The sequence below is a fragment of the Shewanella aestuarii genome, from assembly GCF_011765625.1.
In the GTDB taxonomy this organism is placed as follows: domain Bacteria; phylum Pseudomonadota; class Gammaproteobacteria; order Enterobacterales; family Shewanellaceae; genus Shewanella; species Shewanella aestuarii_A.
The window spans coordinates 1,129,026-1,144,618 of the sequence record NZ_CP050313.1; the positions used below are offsets into that span (position 1 = coordinate 1,129,026).

The 15,593-nt window shown below is 41.3% G+C and carries 14 protein-coding genes; all 14 read left to right on the forward strand.

Translation table 11 applies throughout. The features are described from left to right. The first annotated feature begins 8 nt into the window (after positions 1-8). The 14 genes from flgH to HBH39_RS05275 all read left to right on the forward strand — a co-directional run bounded on the left by flgH (position 9) and on the right by HBH39_RS05275 (position 15,539). The gene (gene flgH / locus HBH39_RS05210) at positions 9-683 is read left to right on the forward strand and encodes a flagellar basal body L-ring protein FlgH (RefSeq protein WP_167676233.1); all 675 of its coding nucleotides are present in this window, start codon (positions 9-11) and stop codon (positions 681-683) included. Positions 684-717: 34 nt separating this feature from the next. Continuing rightward, complete coding sequence (locus HBH39_RS05215) at positions 718-1,794, forward strand: flagellar basal body P-ring protein FlgI (RefSeq protein WP_432280145.1); 1,077 nt, start codon at positions 718-720, stop codon at positions 1,792-1,794. 30 nt (positions 1,795-1,824) lie between these two features. Continuing rightward, positions 1,825-2,958 (forward strand): flagellar assembly peptidoglycan hydrolase FlgJ, encoded by a 1,134-nt coding sequence (flgJ, locus tag HBH39_RS05220; RefSeq protein ID WP_167676238.1) that lies wholly within the window; start codon positions 1,825-1,827, stop codon positions 2,956-2,958. Beyond that, a complete protein-coding gene (gene flgK, locus HBH39_RS05225; protein ID WP_167676240.1) occupies positions 2,958-4,883 on the forward strand; it encodes a flagellar hook-associated protein FlgK in 1,926 nt (641 codons plus the stop codon). The genes flgJ and flgK overlap by 1 nt, the downstream gene beginning before the upstream one ends. An 11-nt stretch (positions 4,884-4,894) precedes the next feature. Then, positions 4,895-6,097, forward strand: a complete 1,203-nt coding sequence (flgL, locus tag HBH39_RS05230) for a flagellar hook-associated protein FlgL (RefSeq protein WP_167676242.1) — start codon at positions 4,895-4,897, stop codon at positions 6,095-6,097. Between the two features lie 82 nt (positions 6,098-6,179). Beyond that, positions 6,180-6,983 carry a flagellin gene (locus HBH39_RS05235; protein ID WP_167676245.1) on the forward strand — a complete coding sequence of 268 codons (804 nt, stop codon included), beginning with the start codon at positions 6,180-6,182 and terminating at the stop codon, positions 6,981-6,983. Between the two features lie 322 nt (positions 6,984-7,305). Then, complete coding sequence (locus HBH39_RS05240; RefSeq protein WP_167676247.1) at positions 7,306-8,106, forward strand: flagellin; 801 nt, start codon at positions 7,306-7,308, stop codon at positions 8,104-8,106. 128 nt (positions 8,107-8,234) lie between these two features. Then, positions 8,235-8,642, forward strand: a complete 408-nt coding sequence (locus HBH39_RS05245) for a flagellar protein FlaG (RefSeq protein WP_167676249.1) — start codon at positions 8,235-8,237, stop codon at positions 8,640-8,642. Positions 8,643-8,699: 57 nt separating this feature from the next. Then, entirely contained in the window at positions 8,700-10,064 is a 1,365-nt protein-coding gene (gene fliD / locus HBH39_RS05250) for a flagellar filament capping protein FliD (protein ID WP_167676252.1), read from the forward strand. 30 nt (positions 10,065-10,094) lie between these two features. Continuing rightward, complete coding sequence (locus tag HBH39_RS05255) at positions 10,095-10,415, forward strand: flagella biosynthesis chaperone for FliD, FliT (protein ID WP_167676254.1); 321 nt, start codon at positions 10,095-10,097, stop codon at positions 10,413-10,415. A gap of 6 nt (positions 10,416-10,421) precedes the next feature. Next, the gene (gene fliS / locus HBH39_RS05260; protein WP_167676256.1) at positions 10,422-10,826 is read left to right on the forward strand and encodes a flagellar export chaperone FliS; all 405 of its coding nucleotides are present in this window, start codon (positions 10,422-10,424) and stop codon (positions 10,824-10,826) included. 548 nt (positions 10,827-11,374) lie between these two features. Then, a complete protein-coding gene (locus tag HBH39_RS05265) occupies positions 11,375-12,805 on the forward strand; it encodes a sigma-54 interaction domain-containing protein (RefSeq protein WP_167676258.1) in 1,431 nt (476 codons plus the stop codon). 186 nt (positions 12,806-12,991) lie between these two features. Beyond that, complete coding sequence (locus HBH39_RS05270) at positions 12,992-14,200, forward strand: sensor histidine kinase (RefSeq protein WP_244325748.1); 1,209 nt, start codon at positions 12,992-12,994, stop codon at positions 14,198-14,200. Beyond that, the gene (locus HBH39_RS05275) at positions 14,193-15,539 is read left to right on the forward strand and encodes a sigma-54-dependent transcriptional regulator (protein ID WP_167676260.1); all 1,347 of its coding nucleotides are present in this window, start codon (positions 14,193-14,195) and stop codon (positions 15,537-15,539) included. The genes HBH39_RS05270 and HBH39_RS05275 overlap by 8 nt, the downstream gene beginning before the upstream one ends. Positions 15,540-15,593 lie beyond the last annotated feature (54 nt).

A 15,593-nucleotide genomic window follows, 5' to 3' on the forward strand; every position in this document is an offset into this window, starting at 1 on the left:
GGGCAATCATGATTAAGTATCTTGCTTTAGTCAGCCTAATCGCGCTAGCTGGGTGTAGTTCAACACAGAAAAAACCGATACCAGATGATCCGTTTTATGCGCCAGTGTATCCAGAAGAGCCGATAACGCAAAAAGCAGCCACGGGATCGATCTTTCTAGACTCACAATCAGCCAGTTTGTACTCCGATATTCGAGCTCACAAAGTGGGTGACATTATTACTGTGGTGTTAAAAGAATCCACTCAGGCAACTAAAAGTGCCAATAATGAATTAAAGAAAAATACCGGGCTAAGTGTTGAACCTGTGTATGCCGGTGGCGGTAATGTCACCATTAAAGGCGTACCGTTGGATTTTCGCTACTCTGACAGTATGAATACCAAGCGTGAAGCCGATGCCGATCAGTCTAACAGTTTAGATGGCAGTATTTCGGCCAATGTGATGCAAGTACTGAGTAATGGCAATTTGATTATTCGTGGTGAAAAGTGGATATCAATTAATAATGGTGATGAGTTTATTCGCGTCACAGGGGTTGTACGCAGCCAAGATATCAGCCCAGACAATACCATTGAATCGACTCGCGTTGCCAATGCTCGCATTCAATATAGCGGAACGGGCACTTTTGCCGACACCCAAAAAGTGGGCTGGTTAAGCTCATTCTTTATGGGTGAGTGGTGGCCTTTCTAAGGAGATGAACATGAAAATCAATGTCATTTTAACCATGTTCGTTGCAATGTGTATTTTTGTCTCTTCTGAGGTTGAAGCACAACGCATTAAAGATATTGCCAATGTGCAAGGCGTGCGAACCAACCAATTAGTGGGTTATGGATTAGTGGTCGGTTTACCAGGCACCGGCGAGAAAACTCGCTATACCGAACAAACTTTTAAAACTATGCTGAAAAACTTTGGCATTAATTTACCTGAGTCTGTTCGCCCAAAAGTGAAAAATGTGGCTGTGGTAGCTGTGCATGCTGATATGCCCGCTTTTATTAAACCCGGTCAGTTACTTGATGTGACGGTATCAAGTATTGGGGAAGCAAAAAGTTTACGTGGCGGCACCTTAATTCAAACCTTTTTAAAAGGGGTTGATGGCAATGTGTATGCAATCGCACAGGGCAGCTTAGTTGTCAGTGGTTTTAGTGCCGAAGGGCTTGATGGTTCGCAGGTTATTCAAAATACACCCACAGTAGGTCGTATACCCAGTGGCGCAATTGTTGAACGCAGTGTGGCATCGCCTTTTGCTAATGGGGATCATCTTACTTTTAACTTACGTCGTGCAGATTTTTCAACTGCCAAAAGAACCGCTGATGCCATTAATGACTTACTTGGCCCTGGTATGGCCCGCGCATTAGATGCAAGCTCAATTCAAGTGAGTGCCCCACGTGATGCTTCACAACGTGTATCGTTTTTAGCCACCCTTGAAAATATTGAGGTAGAACCAGCCGATGAGTCAGCCAAAGTGATTGTTAATTCACGGACTGGCACTATTGTGGTTGGACAAAACGTCAAATTATTGCCAGCTGCTGTTACCCATGGTGGCTTAACCGTGACGATTGCTGAAGCCACTCAAGTATCACAGCCTAATCCGCTTGCGGGTGGGCAAACCGTGGTCACAACTGACAGCACTATCGATGTCAATCAAAGCGATAACCGCATGTTTATGTTTAATCCAGGTACCACATTGGATGAGCTAGTTAGGGCAGTAAACTTAGTCGGCGCTGCACCTTCTGATGTACTGGCAATTCTGGAAGCATTAAAGATGGCAGGCGCTTTGCATGGTGAACTTATCATCATCTAATAATTGTCGCTTTGGCAATATGGAACGACTATGGAAAAGCTGTCAAATTCATCGCACTTTCTGGATCTAGGTGGACTGGATTCACTCCGAGTTCAAGCTCAGAAAGACGAGAAGGGCGCGCTTAAAGAAGTCGCTAAGCAATTTGAAGGTATCTTTATTCAAATGCTGATGAAAAGTATGCGCGATGCGAATGAAGCATTTAAATCTGACAGTCCTTTCAATAGTGAAACGACTGCCTTTTATGAGCAAATGCGCGATCAGCAAATGTCGATGGATTTGTCTAATAAAGGCATGCTCGGCCTAGCAGACTTAATGGTGCAGCAGTTATCCCCTAACGATAGCCCGATAACCCCAGCTTCTGTTTTACGGGGCAATAGTGATGCCAAAGTTAATCCAAGTATGTTTGTCAATAAACAGGATAGTGCACAAACTGCAAGTCCCACTGACAGTATCTTGCTGCGCGATAACTCAGAACTTTTAACGCAACATGCTCAAAGCAACAGTGTATCGTCATTAGGGCTAAACTCAGCCGCTTCAATCAAAGCAATGAATCAAATCTTATCCGGTCAAAAAACGGCTTCAGCCAGTTTCGATGCTAGCGGCAAAAGCTTGCCAAATACCAGCGTGGCTGATGGAAGTAAAGTGCAAGCAGCACAAGAGAAAGTTAGCCAGTTTGATAGTCCACAGCATTTTATATCTGTGCTTTACCCACATGCCAAAAAAGCGGCCAAAGAATTAGGCACCACAGCGGAAGTACTTATTGCGCAATCAGCATTGGAGACAGGCTGGGGACAAAAAGTTATCCGCAGCAAAGATGGTTCAATAAGCAATAACCTTTTTAACATTAAAGCGGATAAGCGCTGGCAAGGCGATAAAGCTACCGTCAACACACTGGAGTTTGAAAAAGGGGTCGCTGTACAACAACGCGCTGATTTCCGTGTGTATGACAATTTAGAGCAAAGCTTTAATGATTTTGTTTCGTTTATTTCTCAGGGCGATCGTTACCAAGATGCCCGTAAAGTGGCGAGCGAGCCGCGTGAATTTATTCAAGCGCTACAAAAAGCTGGCTATGCCACTGATCCGCAATATGCCAAAAAGGTGATTAGTGTTATGCAATCCGTTACACAAGGGCTTAAATCCATATTACCTGGGGAGGCTAAATAATGGCTATCGATCTATTAAATATTGCCAGAACCGGTGTGTTAGCGTCGCAATCTCAATTGGCGGTGACCAGTAATAACATTGCCAATGCCAATACCTTAGGTTATCACCGTCAAGTCGCTACTCAAGCCAGTACTGAATCACAGCGTTTAGGCAACAGTTTTATGGGCACAGGTACTTATGTATCTGATGTGAAACGAGTGTATAACGAATTTGCTGCTCGTGAATTACGTATTGGCCAAACTAGCTTAAGTGCAGCAGAAGCCACTTACTCAAAAATGAGTGAGCTAGACCAGTTATATTCCCAAATAGGCAAAATGGTGCCACAAGGGTTGAATGATTTTTTTGCTAGCATCAACAGTATTGCAGATCTACCCACTGATTTAGGGATCCGCAGTGGTGCATTAAGCTCGGCTGAAAACTTAGCTAAAACCTTAAATCAGATGCAGTCTCATTTAGACAATCAAACAAAGCAAACCAATAGCCAAATAGAGTCGATGGCGGCTCGGATTAATGAAATAAGCAAAGAAATTGGCAACATCAATTTAGAATTGATGAAAAATGGTGGCCAAGACTCGCAGCTTCTTGATAAGCAAGATGCATTAATTCAAGAGCTTAGCCAATACGCTGAGGTGAATGTCATTCCACTTGATACCGGCGCTAAATCCATCATGTTAGGTGGTTCGGTGATGTTAGTTTCTGGTGAAGTGTCAATGTCAGTCGGGGTTACTACTGGTGATCCATTCCCGAATGAGCCACGCCTGACTGCGAGTAGTGGTAATAACTCGTTGGTGATTGACCCCACTAAATTAGGCGGACAACTTGGGGCATTATTCAATTTTCGTAATGAAACCTTAGTGCCTGCAACTCAAGAGTTAGGCCAATTAGCATTAGGTATCGCCGATACTTTTAACGAGATGCAATCAAAAGGGTTTGATTTAAATGGCAACATTGGCCAAAACCTATTTCGTGATATTAACGATCCCTTGATGTCATTAGGCCGAGCAGGCAGTTATTCAACTAATACGAGCAATGCAGCCTTAAGTGTCAATGTGGATGATGTAGGCTTACTCAGTGGTGGTGGCTATGAATTATCATTTACTACCGCCAATGGTTATCAGTTAAAAGACACTCAAACCGGTGAGCTAACCACGCTAACATTGAATGCATCAGGGGCGTTAGTTGGAGGAGATGGCTTTACTATCAATATCGCCGATGGCCCCATACAGGATGGTGATCGATTTGAAATCCGACCGACTGCAGGCGCAGCTGCGGGTTTAACCATGATCATGACCGACCCGAAAGGAATTGCAGCAGCAGGCCCTAAAATTACCGCTGATGCCAGTAATTCAGGCAACATGGACATTAAACTTAATGGCATTGATCGTAATAATGCCAATTTTCCCGTCACTGAAAGTGAGCTAACGGTTGTTGTTGATAGCACCACGAATACCTTTGAAGTATTTGATGCTACCGGAACATCTGTTGGTGGGCCTACCACTTTTACACCCCCTCAAGTGGACACTGGTTTTGGTTTTAGCTTTGAAATCGATGACAGATCGCCTGCTGGCGTATCAGACAGCTTTACCTTTGACTTATCCTTTGCCGAAGGCGACAACCGCAATGCTGTTGAAATGGCTAAATTATCCGACGCCAAATTAATGAATGGTGGAACAACCACATTAGTTGGTGTGTTTGAAAATACCAAGCTTGATATTGGCAGCAAAACCAAAGCAGCAGAAGTTCGGGTTGGCTCTGCCGATGCAATTTACCAGCAAGCTTATAATCGAGTGCAAAGTGAGTCGGGAGTTAATTTAGATGAAGAAGCCGCCAATTTAATGCGTTTTCAACAAGCGTATCAAGCATCGGCGCGGATCATGACAACCGCACAACAATTATTTGACTCTATTTTAAATTCGGTTCGATAGGAGAATAAATTATGCGTATTTCTACCGGACAAATGTTTCATCAAAACACCAGCAGTATTTTGCAAAAGCAAACCGCGACTAACAAAATTTTAGAACAACTCGCGAGCGGTAAAAAAATAAATACCGCAGGTGATGACCCTGTGGCCGCCATTGGTATTGATAATTTAAAGCAAAAAAATAGCTTGGTTGATCAGTTTGTTAAAAACATTGATTACGCCACAAATCATTTATCTGTGACCGAAAGTAAAATTGGCAGTGTTGAAACATTAATAACCACGATGCGTGAGCAACTGCAACGCGGTGCAAACGGCAGCTTAAGTCAAAATGAGCGGCAAATGATTGCCGAAGAAATGAAACAAAGCCTTGAAGAGTTGCTCTCGATTGCCAACAGCCGAGATGAGTCAGGCAATTATTTATTTGCTGGCACCCAAAGTAATACATTGCCATTTGAATTCGATAGCAATGGCGAAATGATATACAGCGGTAATAGTGACGTTAGAAAAAGTATTGTAGCCAGTGGAGTAACCATGGGAACCCATGTTCCTGGTGATACGGTATTTATGAATGCCCCTAATCCATTAGGTGATTATGGTGTCAATTATTTAGCATCTCAACAAGGTGATTTTGATATCCATAGCGCCAAAATAACCAATGCGGGTGCTCATGTCGAAGACACCTATACCTTTAATTTTGTTGATAATGCTGGCGTGCTAGAGCTTCAGGTAGCAGATTCAACTGGCACCATAGTCACCACGGTCCCTAATTTTGACCCAACCGCACCTGTCACAGTGAATGGTATTGAAGTCAAAATGAGCGGCAATCCCGTCGCTGGCGATAGTTTTACCATGGAGCCTAAAAGCAGCGTCAGTATATTTGACAGTTTCAAAGACGCTATTGCCTTACTCGAAGACCCCAATGCGGCAGCTACACAACAAAATAGCTCAAAGTTGGCACAACTATTGAATGATATAGACAGTGGTCAAAATCAAGTCAGTCTGGCCCGAGGAATTGCCGGTAATAGCTTAAAAGCTTTAGAAAGCTTTTCAACAAATCATGCAGAAGAACAGATAGTCAATAATAGCGCATTGTCATTATTAGAAGATTTGGATTATGCAGAAGCGATTACCGAGTTCGAGAAACAACAACTGGCGCTCAATGCTGTATCGAGTGTCTTTGGAAAGGTCGGGTCACTGTCTTTGTTTGATTATATCTAACTCAGCAATACCGAACGTTAAATTGTAAAATTTAGCCAAGCTCCACAGTCTTGGCAACAAAACTAGGAATGAGGAATTATTTATGGCTATTACAGTAAATACCAACGTGACATCAATGAAAGCGCAAAAGAATTTAAATACTTCAAGTGGCGCGCTTGCTACATCAATGGAACGTTTATCAAGTGGTCTTCGCATTAACAGTGCTAAAGATGATGCTGCCGGCTTAGCGATTTCTAACCGTTTGAACTCTCAGGTTCGTGGTTTAGAAGTGGGTATGCGTAACGCAAATGACGCAATCTCTGTTGCGCAGATTGCTGAAGGTGCCATGCAAGAACAAACTAACATGTTGCAACGTATGCGTGATTTGTCTATTCAGTCTGTAAACGGCGCAAACTCAACTGCAGATATTGCAGCTTTGCAGGCTGAATATGACCAACTGGCGACAGAGATTACTGCAATTTCGAATACTACAGCTTTTGGTGATACCAAGTTGTTGAGTGGTTCTTATGGCACCAAAGACTTCCAAGTCGGACATAAAGGTGGTGAAAATGTGTCAATTACCCTTAATGCAACATCATCAAACATTTTAGGTGTTAGCGGTTTATCGGTGGGTAGCTCAACGACGGATGCAATTGATACCGCTATTGGATTAATTGATGAGCAACGTGCCTCTTTAGGTGCGATACAGAATCGCCTGTCTCATAACATTAGTAATAGCGCTAATACTCAAGCTAACGTGGCTGACGCCAAATCACGAATTGTAGATGTCGATTTTGCCAAAGAAACTGCTGTTATGACTAAAAATCAGGTGCTGCAACAAACAGGATCTTCAATGCTAGCCCAGGCTAACCAATTACCTCAGGTGGCCTTATCACTACTGGGTTAATTTAAACACTAAATTTGTGAATTATAATGATGTCTAAAACCCTTTTATGGCTTACAGCTATAAAAGGGTTTGTTATTTTAATCTCCTGCCAATTTAAGTTTACCACGACATATTATGTTCTTCTGTTTTTATTAGTTAATTGATTAATATGGGAATTATTGATTACCCTGTTGGTTTATGTATTTATTTTAAAAAAAAGCTAAAGCAATTAAATATCTGGCCGTTAAATATACTGTAACCAGTAAGAAATGCCTGACTTGACTTACCCGCTAAGCAAACAGGCTTAACTATTAAGTCAGGTAATTTATAGAGGAATTAAATCATGGCTATTACAGTAAATACTAACGTAACATCAATGAAAGCTCAGAAAAATTTGAACGCATCAGGCGGTGCATTAGCCACCTCTATGGAACGTTTATCTTCTGGTCTTCGTATTAACAGCGCAAAAGATGATGCTGCAGGTCTTGCTATTTCAAACCGCCTAAATTCGCAAGTGCGTGGTTTAGATGTGGGTATGCGCAATGCAAATGATGCTATCTCAGTGGCACAAATTGCAGAAGGTGCAATGCAAGAGCAAACCAACATGCTGCAACGTATGCGTGATCTTTCAGTCCAGTCGGTCAATGGTGCAAACTCAACAGCCGATATTGCAGCTTTGCAAGCTGAATATGATCAATTAGCTACAGAAATTACTGCTATTGCTAATACAACTGCTTTTGGTGATACCAAGTTATTGAGTGGCGGATATACTTCTAAAAGCTTCCAAGTTGGACATAAAGGTGGTGAAGATGTAACGTTATCAATCACTTCAACCACTGCAAATCAATTAGGTGTTAGTGGGCTATCTGTAGGTGCTGCAACAACAGATTTAATTGATACCGCTATTGGATTAATTGACGAGCAACGTGCTACTTTAGGTGCGACACAAAACCGTCTAGCGCACAACATCAGTAACAGTGCTAATACTCAAGCCAACGTTGCTGATGCTAAGTCTCGAATTGTAGATGTGGATTTCGCCAAAGAAACGTCAACAATGACCAAGAACCAAGTGTTGCAGCAAACGGGTTCTGCAATGTTAGCCCAAGCGAATCAGCTTCCACAGGTTGCACTATCATTACTATAATATTAGTAAGTTAGTTCGAAGGTTAGGTGAAAAGGAGATTCAGCAATGGATCTCCTTTTGTCGTTAATCCTAAGATACGGTGTCGTCATGATTTTATTATTGAATCATGCAGAACAGTGAGGTGAGATATGGAAATTCATCATAATTCAACAGCCAGTTTTTTATCCCAAGCTGAGGCAACTAAGCATGGTTTGCATAAAGAACCCTTAGCATTGAGTAAAGAAAGCAATGAAGTAACGACACTTGAACGGACGTCAACAATTCAGGCTGTCAAAGAAACCAGTGAGTCAAAAGAAAATAAAGACAAGCAGAATGATCAAGAGTTACAGCAGGTCGCCAAAGATTTAACCGAGATGGTGTCCTTGATGCAAAAAGGGCTCAAATTTTCTGTTGATGAAGAGTCTGGGCAGCAGGTGATAAAAGTTCAAGATATTGCCTCAGGTGATATAATTAGGCAAATTCCCAGCGAAGAAGCGTTACTACTTGCTGAAAAATTAAGTGAAGTATCTGGCATTTTAATGAAAATTGAAGTTTAACTTTAATAGTGTGGTCTATTTATTGCTTCGCTTTTCGGATTAATTTAGGAGTGAGTTATGGCATTAACAGCAACGGGGATCGGTTCAGGCCTCGATATATCGACTATTGTTAAAGTACTGGTCGATGCCGAAAAAATCCCAAAAGAAGCAATGTTTAATAAAACCGAAGACGCGATTAAAGCTAAAGTGTCTGCTGTGGGTACGCTTAAAAGTGAATTGACTAAGTTTCAAGATGCACTTGCTAAATTACAAGATGGCAATACCCTAAATCAACGTAAAGTCTCTACTGGAGACAGTGATTTTTTTACCGCTACCACAACCAAATCAGCTAAATCTGGCAGTTATAGTATTCAGGTTGAACAATTAGCCAAGGCCCATAAAGTGGGAGGGGCCTTTGCAACCGATGCTCAGCAGACTGTGGGAGCAGGGCGGCTGGATTTTACCGTTGGCGCTGAAGCCTTTGGGGTAGATATTGAAGCGGGTGATGATCTGAATGCAATTGCCAATAAGATCAATAATGCAACCGATAACCCTGGAATGACAGCGACGGTAATTACCAGTGATGGTGGTAGCCGATTAGTATTTAGTTCTGATGTAGAAGGTACAGAGAGTCAAATTTCTGTCAATGTCACAGATACAACAGGCACAGGTTTGTCCGATATGTTCAATGGCACTAATTTATCTGAGCTACAGCCTGCTGAAAATTCAATAGTATATATAGATGGTCAAAAAGTGACTTCGCAAACCAATACCGTTGCGGGTGCCATTTCTGGTGTATCATTGGATTTAACAAAAGCTGATATTAATCAAACCTCTACACTGTCTATCACTTTAGATAACGAGGCGGTTAAGGAAAATATTAAAGGCTTTGTTGATTCTTATAATGCATTAATGACATCTATCGATAAATTATCTTCCTATGATGCTGACACCAAAAAAGCCTCTGCATTGCAGGGCGATTCTATTATTCGTTCACTAGAATCACAGTTAAGGGGAATTGTGAGTGATCGCGTTGATGTTAATGGTGAAACTACTGCATTGTATGAAATAGGTATTAGCACAGACCGATATGGCAAGTTGACTATTGATAACAGTAAGCTTGATGACATTATTGCCAATGATATGGATAAAATTGAAGGCTTGTTTGCCACAGAAACCTCAGGTCTTGCGAATCAGCTAGATGATCTTGCCGAAAACTATGTTAAAACTGGCGGCTTAATCGATGACAGAAACAAGACTTACACTAAGCAAACCTCTCGCTTAGATGATCAACGTGAAGCTTTCTCGTTAAAGATGGAACAATTAGAAGCAAGGCTGTACAAGCAATTTAATACCATGGATCTCATTGTGGCTCAGTTAAATCAACAGAGTGCAGGTTTATACGATAGACTTAATTCATTACCGGGTGTCGTACCTCAATAGTCGTGAGTATAAAGTGTAATAAGGTGTTAAATGTCTGAGCTTGATAGTATTAATCAGCTGATAATTAATTTGTTTAGTGAGATAGAATCAATACCAGCTGAAAACGAAAAGTCTGATAACTTGGTCTCAAATTTGCATGAGTTATTTCAGAAGCGTCAACTTTTTATTGAGAAAATTATTAATAATGAGTTGAGTGTCGATGAAAAAGCTCTACGTGAACAGATCGATTTAACAAATCAATTTTCTAATAGAGCCCAAGCAATATCGCAAAATAGAAAAGACTTATTAAGCATTGGTAAGTCAAATAAGCGAAAAATTCAGGTTTATAAGACCATTGATTCAGATAGGTAGGTAAAAATGAGAAGTTCACTACAGTCATACCGAAAAGTATCTTTAGATAGTGAGATAGCTGTAGCGTCTCCACATCGCATTATCCAAATGATGTTTGCCGGAGCACTAGAGCGCTTAGCGCAAAGTCGATTCGCGATTGAGCGTAATGATCTTCAAAATAAAGCGCTTTATATTGGTAAAGCGATTGGCCTTATAAATGGTTTGAATAGTAGTTTGAACATGGATGCTGGTGGCGAGATCGCCAGCAACTTAAATGATTTATATGAGTTTATGCTGGTTAAGATCACTGAGGCTAACATTAATAATGATGTGCAGGCCATTGATGATGTCACTGCTGTATTAAGAATTATTAAGGAAGGTTGGGACGCTATCCCGCAAGACAAACACCATCTGACTTCAGAAGCGAGTTAAATAAAATTAGCTATTACTCCTATATTGATGGGAGTGCTTTTAATATTAAGCGTTAGTTGGCATGGCTGGCTAACGTTTTTTTATAACATTAAAAATGTTCCCTTAGGCTGAGTAACAAGCCGTAATCATTATTAAATAGCTAGATATAACATGAATTAGGTGTAACTGAAATCGGGTTGTTAATGTTGCTATAGTTGAAGTTACCCCTCAGGTCTAGAGTTGTCATTTAACCTTATTCAGACTCATATTTATTCTCCAAAAACCTTATACTTGCATGAAAAACAATCGATTATGCACTAATATTAATTCTGTTAGCCAATTAGGTGTCGTTTGACTTGCTTATGACGCTCGGTTAATACAATATTTACCCCAGCTCAACATTAATTTATGCCTACCCAGGCCGTAAGTGTGAGTAGACAAATTGTTTGACTGACATTTACAACAAGTTGTCACGTTTTGTGACCATAAAGTCCTTTGGCTTTTACGAGAAAAACGTAATAATACCGAAGGATACTAAAAAACCTATAAACAAGCTTTTGGCCCCTTGAATGATGCAAATTGAACAACGAATTTTGATTGTCGGTACCCTCTCTGAACGAGTATCACGTTTGTGCTGCATTTTTGAATTCTTAGGTGAACAATGTGACATTGTTACCCCAGAGGCATTGTTGTCGCTTGTAGAAGAGTCTCGTTACCGTGCGATTGTCATTGTGGCTGATAATCTTGCTGTAGAAAGTATCAAAAATATTGCCACCATCGCCCCATGGCAACCCATATTACTATTGGGTGCTGCAGGTGTTGAAACGTCAAATATTTTAGGCTTAATTGAAGAACCAATAAATTATCCTCAATTAACCGAGTTACTGCATTTTTGCCAAGTTTTTGGTAGAGCCAAAAAAGAACAAGTTCCTACTAGTGGTAATCAAACTAAACTGTTTCGTAGCCTGGTTGGTCGTAGTGAAGGTATTGCCAATGTGAGGCATTTGATTAACCAAGTTGCTAGTTCAGATGCTACCGTGTTGGTGTTAGGGCAGTCGGGTACTGGTAAAGAAGTGGTTGCGCGTAATATTCATTACATGTCAGAACGTCGAGATGGTCCTTTTATTCCGGTTAATTGTGGTGCTATTCCACCAGAGTTGTTAGAAAGTGAACTATTCGGTCACGAAAAAGGATCTTTTACTGGTGCTATTTCTTCGCGCAAAGGCCGCTTTGAATTAGCTGAAGGCGGAACCTTATTTCTGGATGAAATTGGCGACATGCCATTGCAGATGCAGGTGAAACTGCTGCGTGTTCTTCAAGAACGGGTATTTGAACGTGTTGGTGGCAGTAAAACCATTCAAACGGATGTGCGTATTGTTGCTGCAACACATCGTGACTTGGAGTCGATGATTACTAAAAATGACTTCCGCGAAGATTTGTATTATCGCTTGAATGTGTTTCCAATTGAAATGCCAGCCTTGGCTGAACGAAGCGAAGATGTTCCTCTATTACTACAAGAGCTGGTTAGCCGAGTATTTAATGAAGGCCGAGGTAAAGTGCGCTTTACCCAAAGAGCTATAGAGTCTTTAAAAGAACATGCATGGTCTGGTAATGTGCGTGAATTATCTAATTTAGTTGAACGCTTAACCATTTTGTATCCAGGCGGGTTAGTTGACGTAAATGACTTACCGCAAAAATATCGCCATATTGATGTGCCAGAATACTGTGTTGAAATCAGTGAAGAACAACAAGAACGTGATGCGTTAGCGTCTATCTTTAATGATGATGAACCTATCGATTTACCTGAAACGCGTTTTCCGACTGAGCTGCCTCCTGAGGGAGTTAACTTGAAGGACTTGTTAGCTGAGCTTGAGATTGACATGATCCGTCAGGCGCTAGAGTTACAAGATAATGTGGTTGCTCGTGCAGCTGAAATGTTAGGTATTCGCCGTACCACGTTAGTAGAAAAAATGCGTAAGTACGGCATGAGTAAAGAATAAGCATACATTTGCAATGATAATTAAAAAGCATACCAAATAAGGTATGCTTTTTTCGTTTAAGGCCAAAAGTGGTTTTGTTATTGTCTGTGTACTAGGTCATAGCCCGTGTACTTTGCCATAGTCTATGTATTTTGGCATAGCTCGTGCATTAAGAGAGTTATATGTAATTCTTTTGACGGAGTCACTATGTTAAATTCATGGTCAAATTCAAGGTCAAGCGCAAATAAGCAAGTTGTAACAAGTTATAATAAAACAAATTTTCAGCAATCATCGGTATTGGCTGTAAAGCCTTCGACATTAGCTGGAACATTTGTTGCTGACAAAAATTTGACTGCGAAAAAGACACTTGAGTCGGTTTCTAAAGTGACTGAGGCTGCAAATATGTCTAATCAAATGGCCCATATTCTTCAGGCAATGCCATCCGGGGTTGTCATTCTTAATGGCGACGGTGTCGTCACACTTGCAAATCCTGTTGCAGCTGAATTATTAGGTCGTCCATTACAAGGTTTACGTTGGTTAGACATTATTCATCGTGCTTTTTCCCCGCAAGATGATGATGGCCACGAGGTTTCGTTAAAAAATGGTCGTCGCGTGAAGCTTGCCATTACGCCGCTATCCCCAGAGCCGGGCCAATTAATTGTATTGACTGATTTAACTGAAACCCGTTTACTACAAAAGAACTTATCACATTTACAACGTTTATCTGCGCTAGGCAAAATGGTCGCCACATTGGCACATCAAATCCGCACTCCTTTATCGGCCGCGTTACTTTATGCTTCAAACTTGGGGAGCACAAAGTTAGCTGAGCCCGCCAAAGCACGTTTTCAGTCTAAATTAGTTGATCGTTTAAATGAGCTAGAAAGACAAGTTAATGACATGCTGTTAATGGCCAAAGGCCGTCAAGATAGTATGGCTGAAACGGTATCCTTTAATGAGATTATTGATACTGTGATGGCCAATTGTGAAGTGATCGCTCAGAAGAAAAATTGTGAAATCTACAGTGAATCAAGCACCGAGGCGAGCATCATGGCTAACAGCAATGCGCTTAGTTCAGCCATTAATAATTTGGTAATGAACAGCATAGAAGCTGGAGCGAGCAAAATTAGAATTAGTGCTGTTCAACAAGATAACCAAGTGTTTTTGGATGTTATTGATAATGGCAAAGGCTTAGAACCGCAAATGCAGCAACAAGTGTTAGAGCCATTTTTTACCACAAAATCCCAAGGTACAGGCTTAGGGTTGGCGGTAGTGCAGTCAGTGGTTCGTAATCATGGCGGGCAAATTCAGTTATCTTGCAAACCCAATATGGGTTGCCAAGTCAGACTAACATTTCCTTTGAGTCATCAAGTTTCACCACAAGATGAGCAGGTAAAGCAGGAGGTCAATCATGGCTGAAGCAAAAATATTGTTGGTCGAGGATGATGCCGACTTGCGTGAGGCTTTATTAGATACCTTGCTGTTAGCACAATATGATTGTGTTGATGTTAGTAGTGCTGAGGAGGCCATTATTGCCCTTAAAGCCAATGACTTTGATATGGTTATCAGTGACGTGCAGATGGAAGGGATTGGGGGGTTAGGTTTACTTCATTACCTTCAACAAGCCTTACCTAAAATGCCGCTATTATTAATGACGGCTTACGCTACGATTGATAGTGCGGTCAGCGCGATTAAATTAGGTGCGGTTGATTATTTGGCGAAACCGTTTGCGCCAGAAGTGTTGCTTAATCAAGTGTCGCGCTATTTGCCGCAGAAAAATAATACCGACCAACCTATTGTCGAAGATGAAAAAAGTATTGCTTTATTAGGACTTGCTCAGCGCGTAGCAATGTCGGATGCATCAGTGATGATCATGGGGCCCAGTGGTTCGGGTAAGGAAGTATTAGCAAGGTATATTCATCAACATAGCTCTCGCGCTGATGCACCATTTATTGCGATAAACTGCGCCGCCATTCCTGAGAACATGTTAGAAGCAACCTTATTTGGTTACGAGAAGGGCGCATTTACTGGCGCTTACCAAGCTTGCCCTGGCAAATTTGAACAGGCACAAGGCGGTACGCTGCTGCTAGATGAAATTTCTGAAATGGAACTTGGTTTACAAGCTAAGTTATTGCGTGTGTTGCAAGAGCGTGAAGTTGAGCGCTTAGGAGGCCGCAAAACAATTAAATTGGATGTGCGCGTATTGGCAACCTCCAATCGTGACCTTAAAGCAATGGCTACATCTGGTGGCTTTAGGGAAGATTTATACTACCGAATTAATGTGTTTCCATTAACTTGGCCAGCCTTAAACCAACGCCCTGCTGATATTTTACCGCTAGCAAAGCATTTACTTGTAAAACATGCCAAAGCTTTCAATATTCAACCTGTGCCCGCTTTAGATGAAGCCGCAGCCCGCAAGCTATTAAGTTATCGTTGGCCGGGGAATGTGCGTGAACTAGATAATGTTATCCAACGAGCGCTAATTTTAAATACAGCAGAAAAAATTGGTGTGAAAGATATTATCATTGATGCCAGCGATGTTTCATTGCAGGCAGATGCTGAAATCAGTGAGAAGCCAACAGAACTTGAAGGGTTAGGTGGAGAGTTACAAGCTCAAGAGCATGTGATTATTTTGGAAACCCTAAATCAATGTAAAGGTAGCCGAAAGTTAGTGGCAGAAAAACTTGGTATTAGTGCCAGAACCCTGCGATATAAAATGGCTAAAATGCGCGATATGGGAATTCAATTACCTGCATAACCTTTCTATTAAAAAATTGTATTTAATTTAATCGCTTAATCCAAAAGCTATCTT

Coding starts and splice junctions, on each gene's coding strand:
- HBH39_RS05265 (WP_167676258.1), top strand. CDS start 11,375: ATGATGCAAATTGAACAACGAATTTTGATTGTCGGTACCCTCTCTGAA.
- HBH39_RS05275 (WP_167676260.1), top strand. CDS start 14,193: ATGGCTGAAGCAAAAATATTGTTGGTCGAGGATGATGCCGACTTGCGT.
- HBH39_RS05235 (WP_167676245.1), top strand. CDS start 6,180: ATGGCTATTACAGTAAATACCAACGTGACATCAATGAAAGCGCAAAAG.
- HBH39_RS05245 (WP_167676249.1), top strand. CDS start 8,235: ATGGAAATTCATCATAATTCAACAGCCAGTTTTTTATCCCAAGCTGAG.
- flgL (WP_167676242.1), top strand. CDS start 4,895: ATGCGTATTTCTACCGGACAAATGTTTCATCAAAACACCAGCAGTATT.
- fliD (WP_167676252.1), top strand. CDS start 8,700: ATGGCATTAACAGCAACGGGGATCGGTTCAGGCCTCGATATATCGACT.
- flgH (WP_167676233.1), top strand. CDS start 9: ATGATTAAGTATCTTGCTTTAGTCAGCCTAATCGCGCTAGCTGGGTGT.
- fliS (WP_167676256.1), top strand. CDS start 10,422: ATGAGAAGTTCACTACAGTCATACCGAAAAGTATCTTTAGATAGTGAG.
- HBH39_RS05215 (WP_432280145.1), top strand. CDS start 718: ATGTTCGTTGCAATGTGTATTTTTGTCTCTTCTGAGGTTGAAGCACAA.
- flgK (WP_167676240.1), top strand. CDS start 2,958: ATGGCTATCGATCTATTAAATATTGCCAGAACCGGTGTGTTAGCGTCG.
- HBH39_RS05255 (WP_167676254.1), top strand. CDS start 10,095: ATGTCTGAGCTTGATAGTATTAATCAGCTGATAATTAATTTGTTTAGT.
- HBH39_RS05270 (WP_244325748.1), top strand. CDS start 12,992: ATGTTAAATTCATGGTCAAATTCAAGGTCAAGCGCAAATAAGCAAGTT.
- flgJ (WP_167676238.1), top strand. CDS start 1,825: ATGGAAAAGCTGTCAAATTCATCGCACTTTCTGGATCTAGGTGGACTG.
- HBH39_RS05240 (WP_167676247.1), top strand. CDS start 7,306: ATGGCTATTACAGTAAATACTAACGTAACATCAATGAAAGCTCAGAAA.